Source organism: Rhizobium sp. 05L429, assembly GCF_056397645.1.
The window spans coordinates 1-16,106 of record NZ_JBFTNV010000025.1 but is presented as its reverse complement, the minus strand read 5'-3'; the positions used below and the strand labels follow the sequence as shown (position 1 = coordinate 16,106).

13 protein-coding genes and 2 pseudogenes are annotated in these 16,106 nt (G+C 60.5%); 5 read left to right on the top strand and 10 right to left on the bottom strand.

Translation table 11 applies throughout. The features are described 5' to 3' along the window. Position 1: 1 nt before the first annotated feature. From biuH to AC1DNW_RS23745, 4 genes are read left to right on the top strand one after another with little or no spacing between them, the layout of a single operon-like run. Positions 2–703: a biuret amidohydrolase gene (gene biuH, locus AC1DNW_RS23760; protein ID WP_113295897.1), complete on the top strand. Its 702-nt coding sequence runs from the start codon at positions 2–4 to the stop codon at positions 701–703. Next, positions 700–2,250 carry an ABC transporter ATP-binding protein gene (locus AC1DNW_RS23755; RefSeq protein WP_477854533.1) on the top strand — a complete coding sequence of 517 codons (1,551 nt, stop codon included), beginning with the start codon at positions 700–702 and terminating at the stop codon, positions 2,248–2,250. Before biuH ends, AC1DNW_RS23755 begins: the two co-directional genes overlap by 4 nt. Beyond that, complete coding sequence (locus AC1DNW_RS23750; RefSeq protein ID WP_477854532.1) at positions 2,250–2,918, top strand: cysteine hydrolase family protein; 669 nt, start codon at positions 2,250–2,252, stop codon at positions 2,916–2,918. Before AC1DNW_RS23755 ends, AC1DNW_RS23750 begins: the two co-directional genes overlap by 1 nt. Next, positions 2,911–3,264, top strand: a complete 354-nt coding sequence (locus tag AC1DNW_RS23745; protein WP_113295900.1) for a cupin domain-containing protein — start codon at positions 2,911–2,913, stop codon at positions 3,262–3,264. Before AC1DNW_RS23750 ends, AC1DNW_RS23745 begins: the two co-directional genes overlap by 8 nt. 952 nt (positions 3,265–4,216) lie before the next feature. On the opposite strand, the pseudogene AC1DNW_RS23740 reads toward AC1DNW_RS23745, so the two are convergent. The 3 genes and pseudogenes from AC1DNW_RS23740 to AC1DNW_RS23730 form a co-directional block, all read right to left on the bottom strand. Then, positions 4,217–4,596: pseudogene (locus AC1DNW_RS23740) on the bottom strand (signal peptide prediction); the annotation flags it as partial. Beyond that, positions 4,593–4,775 carry a CobW C-terminal domain-containing protein gene (locus tag AC1DNW_RS23735; protein ID WP_477854531.1) on the bottom strand — a complete coding sequence of 61 codons (183 nt, stop codon included), beginning with the start codon at positions 4,773–4,775 and terminating at the stop codon, positions 4,593–4,595. The gene AC1DNW_RS23735 and the pseudogene AC1DNW_RS23740, both read right to left, overlap by 4 nt. A 376-nt stretch (positions 4,776–5,151) precedes the next feature. Beyond that, positions 5,152–6,936 carry an APC family permease gene (locus AC1DNW_RS23730; protein ID WP_477854530.1) on the bottom strand — a complete coding sequence of 595 codons (1,785 nt, stop codon included), beginning with the start codon at positions 6,934–6,936 and terminating at the stop codon, positions 5,152–5,154. Between the two features lie 246 nt (positions 6,937–7,182). Between AC1DNW_RS23730 and AC1DNW_RS23725 the strand changes: the two genes are divergently transcribed. Continuing rightward, positions 7,183–9,552: a DUF1989 domain-containing protein gene (locus AC1DNW_RS23725; protein WP_477854529.1), complete on the top strand. Its 2,370-nt coding sequence runs from the start codon at positions 7,183–7,185 to the stop codon at positions 9,550–9,552. A gap of 6 nt (positions 9,553–9,558) precedes the next feature. On the opposite strand, the gene AC1DNW_RS23720 is transcribed toward AC1DNW_RS23725, so the two are convergent. The 7 genes and pseudogenes from AC1DNW_RS23720 to AC1DNW_RS23690 all read right to left on the bottom strand — a co-directional run. Continuing rightward, on the bottom strand, positions 9,559–10,158 hold the full coding sequence (locus AC1DNW_RS23720) for a PAS domain-containing protein (RefSeq protein WP_477834999.1): 600 nt from the start codon (positions 10,156–10,158) through the stop codon (positions 9,559–9,561). A 118-nt stretch (positions 10,159–10,276) separates the two neighbouring features. Then, positions 10,277–11,614 (bottom strand): NAD(P)-binding domain-containing protein, encoded by a 1,338-nt coding sequence (locus AC1DNW_RS23715; RefSeq protein ID WP_477854528.1) that lies wholly within the window; start codon positions 11,612–11,614, stop codon positions 10,277–10,279. An 83-nt stretch (positions 11,615–11,697) separates the two neighbouring features. Then, the gene (locus AC1DNW_RS23710; RefSeq protein WP_477854527.1) at positions 11,698–12,738 is read right to left on the bottom strand and encodes a heme-dependent oxidative N-demethylase family protein; all 1,041 of its coding nucleotides are present in this window, start codon (positions 12,736–12,738) and stop codon (positions 11,698–11,700) included. Positions 12,739–12,771: 33 nt separating this feature from the next. Further along, the gene (locus AC1DNW_RS23705) at positions 12,772–13,737 is read right to left on the bottom strand and encodes a PDR/VanB family oxidoreductase (protein WP_477854526.1); all 966 of its coding nucleotides are present in this window, start codon (positions 13,735–13,737) and stop codon (positions 12,772–12,774) included. Continuing rightward, positions 13,734–14,339, bottom strand: a complete 606-nt coding sequence (locus tag AC1DNW_RS23700; RefSeq protein ID WP_477854525.1) for a dimethylamine monooxygenase subunit DmmA family protein — start codon at positions 14,337–14,339, stop codon at positions 13,734–13,736. Before AC1DNW_RS23700 ends, AC1DNW_RS23705 begins: the two co-directional genes overlap by 4 nt. An 11-nt stretch (positions 14,340–14,350) precedes the next feature. Continuing rightward, entirely contained in the window at positions 14,351–15,484 is a 1,134-nt protein-coding gene (locus AC1DNW_RS23695) for an aminomethyl transferase family protein (RefSeq protein WP_477854524.1), read from the bottom strand. Positions 15,485–15,598: 114 nt separating this feature from the next. Continuing rightward, positions 15,599–16,106, bottom strand: a pseudogene (locus AC1DNW_RS23690) (bifunctional methylenetetrahydrofolate dehydrogenase/methenyltetrahydrofolate cyclohydrolase); the annotation flags it as partial.

Below are 16,106 nucleotides of genomic sequence, written 5' to 3'. Positions count from 1 at the left end.
GATGGACGCCACGGTCAGGACCAAAGGACATTATATCGACGCCGATCCCTATGCCTGGCCCTATAACGGCGCCCTGCGGCCTGATAATACGGCACTCATCATCATCGACATGCAGACGGATTTCTGCGGTAAGGGCGGTTATGTCGATCACATGGGCTATGACCTCTCGCTGGTCCAAGCGCCCATCGATCCCATCAAGAAGACGCTGGCCGCGATGCGGGCGAAGGGCTACCATATCATCCACACACGAGAGGGCCATCGCCCCGATCTTGCCGACCTGCCGGCCAACAAGCGCTGGCGCTCGCAGCGCATCGGTGCAGGCATCGGCGACCCCGGTCCGTGCGGGCGCATCCTCACACGCGGCGAACCCGGCTGGGACATCATTCCGGAACTCTATCCGATCGAGGGCGAGACGATCATCGACAAGCCGGGCAAAGGCTCCTTCTGTGCTACCGATCTGGAACTGATCCTCAACCAGAAGCGCATCGAGAACATCATCCTGACCGGCATCACCACAGATGTCTGCGTTTCCACCACCATGCGCGAGGCGAACGACCGCGGCTACGAATGCCTGCTTCTGGAAGACTGCTGCGGCGCGACCGATTACGGCAATCATCTGGCCGCAATCAAGATGGTCAAAATGCAGGGCGGGGTCTTCGGCTCCGTCTCCAATTCGCAAACGCTCGTGAGCCAGCTGCCATGAGCACAGTCCGCGACACCCCCCTTCCGCAATCCGGCAAGGCAGTCGGCATCGACACTATCGACATGACGATGCGCTTCGGCAGTTTCACCGCGCTCGACCACGTGTCGATCAAGGTGCCCCCAGGCAGCTTCCACGCGCTGCTCGGCGAAAATGGCGCTGGCAAATCGACGCTCGTCAAATGCATCATGGGCTTCTACCACGCAACATCGGGTTCACTTTCCGTCGATGGCCGCGAAGTAGCGATCGCTTCGCCGAAGGATGCGGCAACTTATGGCCTCGGTATGGTCTACCAGCACTTCACACTGGTCCCGTCACTGACGGGTGCCGAAAACCTMGTCATCAGTCGCGCCGAAGTGCCCGCCATCATCAATTGGGCGAAGGAGCGCAAGGATCTTGCCGCCTTCATGGAGCGTATGCCTTTCAAGATCCCGCTCGAGCGCCCGGTGAGCGAGCTTGCCGCCGGCGAGAAGCAGAAGCTCGAAATCGTCAAGCAGCTCTATCTCGGCCGATCCTTCCTGGTGCTCGACGAGCCGACCTCGGTGCTGACACCCGCCGAGGCCGACGAGATGCTCGGCCTCGTGCGCGCCATGACGAAGCGCGGCGAGCTGACCGTGCTGATGATCTCCCACAAGTTCCACGAGGTCACGAAATTTGCCGACGCCGTTTCGGTCCTGCGGCGCGGCAAGCTCGTCGGCACTGGCGAGGTAGGTGAGCTTTCCACCGCCGACATGGCGGCGATGATGATTGGCGACGTCAAGCTGGCCGAACTGGACACCCGCATTCCCGTTACTGAAAGTGCCAGATACGTGCTGACGGTCGAGCAGATCAAGGCGCCAGACCGATCGGGACTCAAGACCATCGAGATCGACAATCTCACGGTCCGCTCTGGCGAGATCGTCGGCATTGCCGGCATATCCGGCAATGGCCAGAAGGAACTGACGGAAATCCTTGCCGGCCAAAGGCCGACAGATACCGGCCGTGTCAGCGTCAACGGCGAGACCTACGGAGCGACCCGGCCCGAGACCCGCAAGAACAATGTCCGCTTCATCCCCGAGGAACCGTTGCAGAACGCCTGTGCCCCGCGCATGACGGTCAGCGAAAACCTCGCCTTCCGCACCTTCGACCTGAAAGCCGACGGCAAGGACGCGATCTGGCTGAACAAGGGCAAGATGAAGAAGCGCGCCACGGACCTGATTTCGGATTTCAAAGTGAAGACGGCCTCCTCTTCCTCGCCGATCGCGGCCCTTTCGGGCGGCAATGTGCAGCGCGCCGTGCTTGCTCGCGAGCTGACCGGCGAGGTGGATCTGCTCATCGTCTCGAACCCCTGTTTCGGCCTCGATTTTTCGGCTGTCGCCGAAATCCGGGCCCGCATCATGAAAGCCCGCAATTCGGGCACCGCTGTCTTGCTGCTTTCCGAGGACCTTGATGAACTGCTCGAAATGTCCGACCGCATCATGGTGATATCCGACGGCAAGCTGGTTTACGAGACGCCGGCCCTATCCGCCGATATCGGCGTCATCGGCGCCCACATGGCGGGACATCACTGATGGCGGAGATCAAGGCAGAACCCTTCCCCTTTCCGGTGAAACACGACAGGCTTGCCCTCATCGTCATCGACATGCAGCGCGATTTTGCCGAGCCCGGCGGCTTCGGCGCAAGTCTCGGCAACGATGTCAGCCGCATCACCAGGATCGTGCCCGATGTCAAACGTCTCATCCAGGGCTTCCGCGATGCCGGCCTGCCGGTCATCCATACGATGGAATGCCACAAACCCGACCTATCGGACCTGCCGCCGGCAAAACGCAACCGCGGCAACCCAGCGCTCCGCATCGGTGACGAGGGTCCCATGGGCCGCATCCTGATAACCGGCGAGCCTGGAACCGAAATCCTGCCGGAGCTCGCCCCTCTCAAGAGCGAAATCGTCATCGAAAAGCCCGGTAAGGGTGCCTTCTACGCCACTGAGCTCTGCGACGTCCTGCAGCAGAAGGGTATCAAACAGTTAGTGTTCGCAGGCGTGACAACCGAAGTCTGCGTGCAGACGACGATGCGAGAGGCAAACGACCGCGGCTACGAATGTCTGCTCGCCGAAGAAGCGACGGAAAGCTATTTCCCCGAATTCAAGGCGGCCGCCATCGCCATGATCCGCGCCCAGGATGCGATCGTCGGCTGGACGGCCCATGTCGACGACATCCTGGAGAGCATCGCTTATGCCTGAAACGACCCGCGAACTGGTCACAGCCGGTGGCTGGAAGGAGCTGGAATTCGGTCCGTTCCGCGAGGAGGTGACGATCCACTGGATACGCCCCTTCGAAGGCGATCAGCCCGGCGTGGCACTGTTGAAATACGGGGCTGGCGCCTCGGTTCCCCGTCATCGGCACGAGGGTCTGGAGACAATTCTCGTTCTGGATGGGGTCCAATCCGACGAAGCGGGCGATTACGGCCGCGGCTGCTACATCGTCAATGCGCCGGGCACTGAGCATTCGGTCTGGAGCGATACCGGCTGTGTCGTGCTCATCCAGTGGGACCGGCCTGTCAAAATACTGGAAGACGAGACAACATGAATTCGACGATTCCGACTTTGGGGATCGCATCGCTGCATGATTTCATGTCGCAGCCGCGGCAGTGTCTCCGACGATCGTCGAAGCGGTCTGTACCGGTCGAACACGTGACTTGTTAGMCACCGCTAGCCATTCGTCACTGCGGATCGAGGTGTACTATTCCTTACCTGCTCGGCCGCACGAGCGATCACCCGATCTCGACTATATCGTCACGCGAGGTGTGCTCTTGCTAGCTTTGCGAAAGCTGATCGGCCGACCGTCAAGTCGGACTCAGGCCCAGAGCCAAAAGATGCGGCGGCATGTTGCCGGTAGGACGGCAATCTACCTGGGCATGTTTGCGAAGARGATTCTGCGGCATTGCAATAGTAGATAGCGCACTGCAATATAACTGTCATAAATCTGTGCAGTTGGGGTGCCGTGCAATGAGGATTTGCATCTATAAGTCGGAGAGAGCGCCCGAGTTCACCCTCTTGTTGCGAGAGGGCTTGCCTGTTCMGCTCGATACCAAGATAGACAAATGGACCAAAATCAAGGTCGTCACCGACAGGGAAATGAGAGCAGACCTTTTGATTCAAATTGGCGGTGCGGGCTATGCTTTAGTTCGGCTTGGCACGATTAGACAACATTAGGCGATAGCACCGCATTGCTGCCGCGTTATCACAACATCACCCTCACATCGCGAGGCCATGTCTGTTGGAAACACCCGCCTCTGACGCTCGCTAGCAGACCGGCGGCCACATTGTGCCTGCCTCAGACGGTAAGCTGCCTTACCGAATCGGTGGCCCTGAATGGATTTGAACAGTGGTGCTGTTATCACGGTTCCTACTGCCGGCTCACGATCATCAATTTCACTTCCATCCGCATGTCACCATCCGGCCCCTGCGCTCAGGTCAGTGGCATCGCCACTGGTCGCATCGGTGTGTCCGTCGCGCCACGTAACTTGATGCATGCACCGAAGAAGGCAAATTCGTAGATCGCCCTGCCCGATCCGGGCATTCGGCCCGATGCGGCCCGTCTTGGTCAGATCAGTGATCTCGTTCCAGAGAGTAATCCGCTCGATGTCGATCGGCTGTACGGCGCGCCAGTGCCAGACGATGTCGAGGTTGTGGAAGCACTGGTCGTAGATGTCGCAGGCCATCGGCTCCAGCGCCGCCTTGTGCTGGGCGGTCATGAAGTCCTGATTGTCGAATTCAATATCCATGCCGAGATCGCGCTCGGCACCGAGCCGAAGTTCTTCCAGCAGCGAGATCGCCGTGCCCAGGATGCGCAGCTTGATCCGGCCCCTGTATGGAGGGCGGATGTTGGGAAACTCTTCGGCGTCGGCATTTTTCTCATGGCTGCATCTCCTCGACCCGCTCCGGCGCGCGCTGTGCCGCACCGAGCCCGTTGAAGGCGTTGAACGATCGCTCGATCGCCGCCGGTGCAATGCCATCGACGATGAAGACGATGCGCGAACGCCGGTTCCAGCCCGGCCAGGATTGCATATGGACCGGTATATGGACCAGATGCTGCACCCGCGACATCCTCGCCCGCCAGACAGCGGAAGGATGGGGATGTCGCGTGATCGATCGACCGGCAGCGGACCTGCGACGCGATCGCGCGAAATGACAGGGCTTTCGCCTCGAAGCGGACTTCATCGACGACAAGGARAGGCACCGTCAAATTTCTCTCGAACGCTGCCTGCGCCGCAGTCCGAATTCGCCCAGGAATTGATCAGGGACCCGTATAGCTTCGATCTTCTCGCTCTCGTGTCAACACGTGCTGCATCCCGTCGACGAAAAGAGTACCGCTTGCTGGTGTCGAACGTCGTCTTGATGTCGAACGCCGTAGATTTCTCTGGTGCGAGGCCACGCATCAGAGAAATCCTTCAGAATACCGGCCGGACAGTCCCTAGACGGGCAATTGGAAGATCCAGTTCGCGATCAGGACGATGGCGAGCCCAGCGGCAAGAGCGAGGTATGGCAACATGCCGGCCTTCTTGACGCCGAGATCCTGGCCCACGAGCCCGAGGTCGTCCATTGCTCCGGGCGGGAATTTCCCGCCGTCGCGGACGTAGTGGCGATAGGCGAAAACCGGCAGGATAAGCGCKGCGAAGATGAAGCCGACCCAGAGCGCGTTGGCATAGCCCCAGACCTTGGCGCCGGCGCCGAGGAAGAGCGCGTTGACGAAGGCAAGAACGGTATTGAGGCCGATCAGCCAGGTGGGGGCCTTCCAGGGGCGCTCGACATGACCGGAATCCATGCGATGGATCCAGCCGGAATTAAGGTTCAGGAAGTTGAAGATGATGTAACCGACATTGGAGACGGCGAGCACGAAGAAATAGCCGCCAGCATCGGACGCGATCGCCAACAGGAAAAGATTGAACGCAAAGTCCGTCCACATCGCCCGGGTCGGGGCGCCGTGTTCGTTGACGTGGTCGAGATATTTCGGCAGCCAGCCATCCTTCGAGCCCTGGTAGAGCGTGCGCGAGGAGCCTGCCATCGCCGTCATGATGGCGAGGAAAAGCGCCATGATCATCAGCACGACGAGAAGCTGGGTGACGACACGGCCGGCGCCGATCAGTCCACCGAGCGCCTCGGCGACACCCGTCCCGTCAATGATCCCCGGCGCAAGCATGCCCGCATGACCGAGCACGCCCTGGAAGGCGAAAGGTACGAGGAAGAAGAACAGGCAGCAGGCAAGGCCCGAATAGAAGATCGCCTTGAAGGTATCCGTCTTCGGGTTCTTCAGTTCGCGTGTATAGCAGACCGCAGTCTCGAAACCGTAGGTCGACCAGGCGGCGATATAGAGACCGCCGAGGAAGAGGGTCCAGCCGCCATTGCTCCAGGTACCGTCGGTGCCGGCATAGGCCGCCGTCGGCGGAACCAGCCCGGTGACGTTGGCACTGACGATCTGGCCACTGATGATCGGATAGAGACCGATGATGAGCAGCGGCACAAGCACGATGATCGCCAGCCATTTCTGGACGCTCGCCGTCTCGGAGATGCCGCGATGCTGGATCGCAAAGATGATCAGCATCAGGATGCCGCCGATGAAGAAGGTGGCGTTGATATTGGCGGTGGCGAGGAAGGGAATGCTGAAGCTGACGAGTGACCAGCTGCGGACTGCCGGCGTCAGCGCGGCGATACCGTCAGCGCTCAGCAACGCCTTGACCGCATCCTCAGGCGAAGTGCCGGCATGGGCAGCAATATATTCGGCAACGCGGGGGCTTTCGGCCGTAATTGAAGCGGCATGCGCGCTGATCCAGGCGAGGACCGCCTGCGAATCCGCTGCCGGGATCGGGAAGAAGGCATTGAGGATATATCCGGCCGCAATGGCGCAGCCGAGCGAAAGCACCGGCGACCAGGCAAACCAATTGCACCAGACGGACAGCGGCGCGATGAATTTCGAATAGCGCAGCCAGGCCGTGGCGCCATAGACCGATGCGCCGCCCGACTTATTGCCGAACATGCCGGCGATTTCGGCATAGGTGAAGGATTGCAGGAAGCCCATGATCATAGAGATGATCCAGACCACAAAGGCGAGCTTGCCGGTCGTGCCTGCAATACCGCCGATGGAGAAGAGAACAAGCGGTGGCACGCCGGCTGCCACCCAGAACGCGCCCTTCCAGTCAAGCGCGCGTATAAGTTTACCTTCGGTGCCGGCGGCAACGCCGGCGTCCACGATATCCGTCATCGATGAAATTCCCCATTCTATTTGTTCGGGACGTAGCTTTGCGTACGTCTCCCTGAACGTGCCTCCCGTGGCATGCATGGGCTGCCCGGCATTTTCTCGATCCGCGCTCCCGAGCGGATTTCCGAGTCTAGACCCTTTATGCATAGTGAAGATATTTTCTTTTTAGTCAACATCCCTTTACTTTCGGGCGGCATTTTGTCAGCATGATTTCCGTGCCGGAGGGCACATCAATCTCATGAGGACCACATGCGAGATCTCCATCCCGGGATATCAGGGGTGCGACCCGTGTCGGCAAGCATCATTCGTTATCCCGGTATCCCCGCGCTCCCCGAAGGTGTCGAGCGTTACCGCTGCAAGGGCGGTGGATCCCTTGTTGTTCGCGTCGAGGCAGGCGACCACGTCACCCTGATCGACAGCGAAGGTGGACAAGCCTGCGAGCTTTCCTTCCTCGACGAAAATGGCCAGTTTCAATCGGCCGGCCTCGGCGCAGCCTTTACCGGCTCGGCCGACGGACTGAAGGCCATTTTCTCTTCAGGTTATGAGGGCGCCGCCCGGACCCGCACGGCGCTTGAGCGACGCGGTGCCGATCTCGCCACGGCAGGTGCGATCCGCATTTTCAGCGAAGCCTCCATTCCGGGCAGCAGCGCGGAGTTTGCGATCACGATGAAGGGTCTGCTGATTGCCGCCGCACCGGCAGCAGCGATGTCGCCTGACGCGCAGGATACGGCAACGCCGATCGAGATCCGCATCAGGCGCAGCACGCTGATCCGCGACTATGCCGCGGCCCTCCCCGAGCCGATGGCCGATCCGATCGAGGACATCCGCATCAGGGCGGCGACAGCATCGGCCTATTTCGTCCGTGCCGGAGAGTTCATCCAGATCATTGATGTCTACGGCCGGCAATGCACCGATTTCCAGGCCTTTGCCGCCCGCAAAGTCGACAAGGGCCTTGATCTTGCGCTCGATTCCACTGTCACCCGCACCCTGCTTGGCCGCAGCTATCCCGCCCCCGGCCTGCCGTCCAAGGCTTTCGACCGCGATTTCGAGCCGTTGGTGGAGATCGTCCAGGATACGGTCGGCCGCCATGATGCCTTCGCGACCGCCTGCAATTCGCGCTACTATGACGACATGGGCTATCCCGGCCATGTCAATTGCACCGACAATTTCAATGCGGTGCTGGCGCCCTACGGCATACCCGGCCGGAAGGGCTGGGAGGCGCTCAATTATTTCTACAATACGAATATCGACCACAACAACCAGCTTTATCTCGACGAGCCATGGTCGCGGCCGGGCGATTATGTGCTGATGCGGGCGCTGACCGATCTCGTCTGCGTCTCCTCCTCCTGCCCCGACGATATCGACGCCGCCAACGGCTGGGATCCGACCGATATCCACGTGCGCACCTTCTCCGGAAAAGAAAAATTCTCAAGAGCGGTAGCCTATCGCATGACCCCTGACGCCGACGCAGAACTGACGCGGGAAACCGCCTTCCACCCCCGCCTCTCGGCACTGACGCGGGATTACTCCGAATATCGCGGCTACTGGCTGCCAAACCGGTTTTCCTCCGCAGGTCCCGTCGAGGAATATTGGGCCTGCCGTGAGAAGGCCGCCGTCATCGACCTGTCGCCGTTGCGCAAATTCGAAGTCACGGGCCCGGATGCCGAGGAACTGCTGCAATATTGCCTGACGCGCGACGTGCGCAAGCTGTCGACCGGACAGGTCGTCTATTCCGCCATGTGCTACGAGCACGGCGGCATGATCGACGACGGCACACTCTTCCGCCTCGGCGACAAGAATTTCCGCTGGATCGGCGGCGACGACTACAGCGGCATATGGCTGCGCGAACAGGCCGAGAAGAAGGGCTTCAAGGTCTGGGTACGTTCTTCGACAGACCAGATGCACAATATCGCCCTGCAGGGACCGAAGAGCCGCGACATCCTCAAGGAGATCATCTGGACGGCACCACGCCAGCCTGATATCGGCGAGCTTGAATGGTTCCGCTTCACGGTCGGCCGGATCAGCGGCTTTGAAGGCGCCCCTGTGGTCGTCTCGCGTACCGGCTATACCGGMGAACTCGGCTACGAGATCTTCTGTCATCCGAAGGATGCGCTGACCGTCTTCGATGCCGTCTGGAAGGCCGGCGAGCCTTACGGGCTGAAGCCGATGGGACTGGAAGCGCTCGACATGGTCCGCATCGAGGCAGGTCTCATCTTCGCCCATCACGAATTCGACGATCAGACCGATCCCTTCGAGGCCGGCATCGGCTTCACCGTGCCGCTCAAGTCCAAGCAGGATGATTTCATCGGCCGCGAGGCGCTGATAGCCCGCAAGGAGCATCCGCGCCACCTGATGGTCGGTCTCGACATACAGGCGAACGATGCGGTCGGCCATGGCGATTGCGTTCATGTTGGCCGCGCCCAAATCGGCGTTATCACCAGCGCCACGCGCTCTCCGATCCTCGGCAAGACGATCGCACTTGCCCGTATCAACGTCACCCATGCCGCCATCGGCACCGAGGTTGAGATCGGCAAGCTCGATGGCCAGCAGAAACGCCTGCCGGCGACCGTGGTGCCGCTGTCGCACTACGACCCGCAGAAGACCCGGCCGCGTTCGTAAAAACCTTTATTCCGCCCTGCGCTGGGCACTGGTAATTGCCCTTGCGGCCTCTTCGGAGGAATTGGCGAGCTGACGCATCTCAGCGGCGAGCACGGCGAAGCCGGATCCCGCCGTCCCTGCCCTTGCCGCCTCAATACCGGCATTGACGGCGAGCAGCTTCAGATAGCGTAGCGAGTGCAGGATCTCGTTGGTCTTTGAGGCAGTGATGCGCATACCCGCAGTCTGCTCGTCAATGCGCTGGTAGAGCGACTCGATGTTGATAATGCTGCCCTCGAGATAGAGCAGCTCGCTGTTTTCGTCCCAGACGCCTCCGCCCGTCTCCGTCACCCAGACATGATGTCCCTCGCGGTGGCGGATACGATATTCCATCGTCCAGTCGGTGCGGCTTTCCAGCGCGCTGCCGACGACCTCATCCATTAGCGGCACGTCCTCCTCGCACATGATCGAGGTGAAGGTGCGTGTGCTGTTGCCGATGATCTCTTCGGCCGGATAGCCGAAGATGCGTTCGATGCCATCGGTCATCTCCAGCATCGTGTAGTTTTCATCCGCACGGCAGCGATAAAGAAAACCGCTCATGCGKCCGAGAACACTGCTCTGAAAATCCATGAAGACCACGCCTTGAGAAAATGAGTTGCAGATCGGGTTTGCTTCGTCTCATTTCAAACACGCCGGACAGGRCCGTGACGGACGACCCTTTCTCGGTTACGCGGGAGCCTGGGAAAGATCAGTTGCGCAGATATTCCTCCATGGAATCGTCGAGCGCCTCGACCCAGGGTGTGTGATGCGTCGGCGACATGTTGCCGGTCATCAGCGACCGGTAGGCATGGTCACGGAAGCCCATGATGTTGTGGGCCTTGTGGTGTTCCCACTCCATGAAGGTTTTGTTCGTCCCCTCGATGTCGAAAGAGGGATAATCGGTCTCGGCGAGCAGTTCCTTCACATAGTCGCCCTGATACCAGATCATCTGCTCGGCATCTTCGAGCGTCTCCTCACGGGCGCGCCATGCGTCGAAATTGGCCTTAAGCTCCTCTTCCGGCGGCAGGGTGATGCGGCCCATCATCACGTCGCGCGCCCACCATGCCTGCACGTCGAACATGTTGAAGGTGTAGAACTGGTCCTGCATGCCGATATAGAAAAGGTGCGGGTTCTTGTCGAAGATCACGCCCTTGTAGAGGCTATCGGCCCAGAGGCGGTTGGCGGTTTTCAGCCGGAGATCGTCGGGCAGGAAGGGGAAATGGTGCTGATATCCGGTGCAGAGGATCACCGCATCGACCTCCTTGGTCGAGCCGTCGAGGAAATGCGCCGTGCGGTTTTCGAGCCTGGTCAGCAGCGGCCGCTCCTCGAAATTCTCCGGCCATTTGAAGCCCATCGGCTTCGAGCGGTAACTCGTCGTCACCGATTTCGCGCCGTATTTCCAGCATTGCGAGCCGATGTCCTCGGCCGAATAGCTGCGACCGACGATGAGGATATCTTTGCCTTTGAATTCCAGCGCATCGCGGAAGTCGTGGGCGTGCAGTACACGGCCGTTGAAAGTCTTCACGCCCTCGAAATAAGGCACGTTCGGTGTCGAGAAGTGGCCGCTCGCCACCACGACATAGTCGAATTCCTCGTCGTACATGCGATCTTCGAGGCGGTTGTGCGCAGTGACCGTGAATTTCTTCGTGTCCTCATCGAAACGCACCATGCGCACCGGCGTATTGAAGCGCACCCAATGGCGGACATTCGCCTTCTCGACGCGGCCCTTGATATAGTCCCAGAGCACGGCGCGCGGCGGATAGGAAGCGATCGGCTTGCCGAAATGCGCCTCAAAGGAATAATCGGCGAATTCCAGGCATTCCTTCGGCCCGTTCGACCAGAGGTAGCGATACATGCTGCCATGGACCGGCTCGCCATATTCGTCGAGCCCGGTGCGCCAGGTATAGTTCCAGAGCCCGCCCCAGTMGGACTGCTTTTCGAAGCAGACGATCTCCGGGATCTCCGCACCCTTCTGCGCGGCCGACTGGAAGGCCCGCAGCTGGGCAAGCCCGGAAGGACCGGCACCGATGACGGCTACTCTTGTCATGAAGCATTCCCCTCTTGATTATATGTCATTGCTTGGTTTGCGCGTCTGAGAAGACGCACGGCGCTGGTGCGCATTGCTGCGCCTCAGTCCGGATAGATGCCGGGGCTGGTCGGGGCCCCGTCGTCATATTTGGAAAGCCAGTCGATCGTCGTCTCGCGGAAGCGGGTGAGGCCCTTGTAGTCGATGAGCTCTGGCGGCAACGTCTTCAGCACGCGCGGGAAGCGCCGCGCCCATTTCGGCACGGTAACGAGCTCTTCCATATTCATCAGGTAGCAGCGGATGACGAAGAGGATGGCGTTCGAGCGCGGCAGGCGCCACAGGCTCTGCAGCTCGACGCGCAGATGCACCTTCTCGCCGACATTGTCAGGCCTCACCGTCATGCGGTCGGGACCCCATTTGTGATAATTCTCCGGGCTGGTGTCGAGCCGCGGATTGATCGTCATCGTCCAGTTGAAGCGCCGCGTCGGCTTGCCCTGTTGCAGATTCAGGAGAAATTTCAAAGCCCGGTCGAAGACGCCGATCTGGTGAGCGAGCGGCACTGGCCCATGCCATTCCATGAAGTTCATGCCGATATCGAAATCGAGCGACCAGTCGGCTTGCGTCGTCACCATGCCGGCATCCATCCAGAGATTACCGTCGCGCTGGTCGACGATGCAGAAATCGCCCTGGGCCTGGCGGGTGATATATTCGAAGGGCTCATAGGGCAGCGTCGAAGCATCGCCGAAGGTGAAGCTGTCGTCGATGCCGAGCGGGCGGTTGATCCAGCGCCACTGGTCGCCGTTGCGGATTAGCGTGAAGTGATCGGGATAACCTGCCGCCTGCTCTTCCATCAAAAGTTCGAGCGTATCCCACTGCGCGCTCATCATATGCGGCAGCGCCTGGTAGCGCAGCGGATCTTCCTTCAACACCAGCGCCCGGTCGTGCATCTCGGCGACGTAATGCTCGTCGACGTCGATCAGGCTTTCGTAGACGGTTCCCGCCCGGCCGTGCACATGCGGTTCCATATTGACCGAATACATGTATTCGTCGCGGTCGAAGGGAAACGGAAAACGCCGGATGTTTTCCGGGCTGTTMCGATAGCTGAAATCGTTCCGGAAGGTTTCCTGCTTGAAGACGATTGCCATGTCCGGTCTCCTTGTTCCGCTTTCCCAATGCCGTCAGAGATCAAGATGCAGCGTGTTTCCCTCGAAACGGGAAACGCAGATCATCACCTTGCGGCCGGATGCTTTTTCTTCGCTCGTCAGATAGATGTCATTGTGCAGCAGCTTGCCGTCGCAGGTGACGACTGCGGTTTCGCATTGACCGCAGGCCCCGCCGCGACAGAGGAAGGGCGCATCGACCCCCGCCGCCTCGATCGCCTCCAGCATGCTTTCGTGATGGCCGACCTTCACGGTCTTGCCGGACCGCAGCAACTCGATCGCGAAGGGTTTGCCGGGCAGCGATGACAGGAACCGTTCCGAATGCAGGTTCTGCTCCGGCCAGCCGGCGTTGAGCCCGGTTTTCAGCACACCGTCGATCATGCCCGAGGGTCCGCAGACATAGAGATGCGTGCCGAGCGGTTGGCTGTCGAGCAGACGCGTCAGGGGGATGGCGCCGCCTTCGGCATCGCAATGGATCTTGATGCGATGTCCGCCGTAGCGCTCCTGGAGTTCCCGCCAGTAGGCGCCGCGGTCGCGCGTGCGTATGGCATAATGCAGTTCGAAATTGGCGCCTTCGCGGGAAAACTGCTCCATCATCGCGATGAAGGGCGTAATGCCGATGCCGCCGGCGATCAGAAGGTGCTTGCGCCCGCGCCAGTCCGGCTGGAACAGGTTGACGGGATAGCTGACCTTCAGCTCATCACCTTCGCTGACCTTCTCATGCATGAAGGTGGAGCCGCCGCGTGAATCCTCGACATGCAGCACGCTGATCTCGTAGGCCGCGCAATCATGCGGCGGTGACATCAGCGAATAGGCGTTKCGGCGCATATGGCCGCCATCGTTCATCGAGACGATGATATGGGCGCCGCCGGAAAAATAGGGCATCGGCTTGCCATCCAGGCGCTCAAAGCGGAAACGTTTGACGCGTTCGGCGATCGGTGTGATCCGCTCCACGCGGACGGGAATTTCTGTACCACCGCTCAAAGGAACAACTCCTCCGGATCGGGCGCGCTGCCAGGCTCTTCCGCATCGATATTGACGCCCTGGAAGGCGGCGAGCCGGCGCGAATAATGGTCGCGCACCAGAAGCGTCAGCCCGCAATGGCTGCAGGCAAACGGGCTGCTGGTGACGTCGTCGGTGATGCCCTTGCAATGGACGCATTGCACGCGCCGGGCCAGCGAGCCGCGATGCTCAGTAATGACAGAGGCATGGTCCATGCCGCAGTCGAGCGCCACGAGCATCGCCTGGCCGATGAAGCCTTCCGTGCCCGCGATATAGAGCCGCGTGCCCATATGGGCGGTGGCGAGCGAACCCTTTAATCGGAAGAGCAGCGTTGCGATTGTCGGCGCGGTGAAGAACATGTCGGAGCCGAGATGGCGGAGTGCCTCGTCCAGGCCGGACGCTTTAGAGCCGCGGGCGACATAGAGGACCTCGCTGCGGGAAAGGGCCGCGTCGTCAAGTGCTGCCCGTTGATCGAGGAGAGCCTTGGCACCCTCCCCTTCGAGCGCGAAAATGTGCCGCCGGGCGTTCGGCTGGATGGTCAAGCCCTTGTAGACTGGTCGGCTCTTGATGCCTGCAACGAGCATTCGCAAGCTCCTTAACCTACGGCAATCCTCTTCTTCTTTTCCGGATCGTCGAAGGGCAGTGTATGGGCGGTCGCGCTGGTCTTCAGGGTCTTGCCGCGCACCTCAAGCTTCGTGCCGTGCACAGCCTTGTCGACGTCGAGGCGGGCGATTGCCATCGACTTCTTCGTCAACGCAGAATAGCTCGGGCAGGTGATGACGCCAACTTTCTTTCCGTCGGCATAGACTTCATCACCGAGATCGGCCGGGCCGTCGGCATCGATCAGCATGCCGAAGATCTTGAAGCGTTCCTTGCCCTTCAGCCGTGCATGTTCCTCCGCGCCACGGAAGCCGGTCTTGCCGGGGCTGACCGTGAAATCGAGGCCGAGCTCCCACAGGCTGTCGCCGGGCGGCTGGTCGGCAAAGGGATACATCTGCGAATTGTCGTAGGGGTAGAACAGCAGGTAGCTTTCGACACGCAGCATGTCGAGCACGGAGAAGCAGCAGGGAATAATGCCCATCTCCTTGCCTTCCTCGACGATCCGGTCCCAGACCATGACGGCGTCCTGGCCGCGCACGAAAATCTCGTAGCCGCGCTCGCCGGTATAGCCGGTGCGCGAGATCATGACAGGAGCGCCGAACAGCGTCGTCTGCATGTGATGGAAATATTTGAGGTCGYGGATGCCGGGCACATATTTGGCGAGGTAATCGACCGCGATCGGGCCCTGCAGCGACAGGTCGTGCAGGTCGTCGTCGAAGAGCACGGCGCAGTTTCGGCCCGCTGCCTGCTTGATGAGTTCCTCATGGCCGGAGCCGGAGCCGTGTACCAGCATCCAGGAATTCGGGCCGGTGCGGTAGGCGATGCAATCGTCGGTGAAGTGGCCGCGGTCGTTCAGCATGGTCGCGTAGACCGAGCGGCCGGGATAGATCTTCGTCATATCGCGGGTGGTGATATAGTCGAGCACGGCGATCGCATGCGGGCCGACCAGATGCACCTTCTTCAGGCCCGAGACATCCATGATGCCGGCCTTGGTGCGGACCGCGACATGCTCGTCTGACATGTTCTTGTCGTAGGTCCAGGCGGTTCCCATACCGCTCCAGTCCTCGAGCTTCGATCCCAGAGCGCGATGCCGATCCGCCAAGGCGGAGAAACGCCAAGATAATGCCATTTCCGTTCCCTCTTATTTCCTCTACGGAATATTTATTTCCTGACTATATTCGTCTTTCACGCTGTGGCAAGCCGATCCCGGTGATTTTTGTCGGCTGTCCCAACGGCACTTTCGTTAGAATATCGGCGGCGTCAGCCCTGCCGAGCGATGGGCGGCAATCACCGTATTGGCCATCAGCATGGCGATCGTCATCGGGCCGACGCCACCCGGAACCGGCGTGATGACTGCGGCAACCGGCGCGACCTCCGCAAAGGCGACGTCGCCGACAAGGCGGGTCTTGCCCTCGCCTCGCTCGGGTGCCGCGATGCGATTGATGCCGACATCGACGACGGTGGCGCCGGGTTTCACCCAGTCGGCCTTGACCATTTCCGGACGGCCGACGGCGGCCACCAGAATATCGGCGTTGCGGCAGATCTCGGCGAGGTTCTTCGTGCGCGAATGAGCGATGGTGACCGTCGCATTGGCATTGAGCAGAAGCTGTGCCATCGGCTTGCCGAACAGGTTGGAGCGGCCGATGACGACCGCGTTAAGGCCCGAAAGATCCTCACCGTGGGTGCGACGAACGAAAACCATGGCGCCGGCCGGCGTGCAGGAGACGAGGCCCGTCTTCAGGTCGCCGGTC

Coding starts and splice junctions, on each gene's coding strand:
- AC1DNW_RS23700 (WP_477854525.1), bottom strand. CDS start 14,339: ATGCTCGTTGCAGGCATCAAGAGCCGACCAGTCTACAAGGGCTTGACC.
- AC1DNW_RS23745 (WP_113295900.1), top strand. CDS start 2,911: ATGCCTGAAACGACCCGCGAACTGGTCACAGCCGGTGGCTGGAAGGAG.
- biuH (WP_113295897.1), top strand. CDS start 2: ATGGACGCCACGGTCAGGACCAAAGGACATTATATCGACGCCGATCCC.
- AC1DNW_RS23750 (WP_477854532.1), top strand. CDS start 2,250: ATGGCGGAGATCAAGGCAGAACCCTTCCCCTTTCCGGTGAAACACGAC.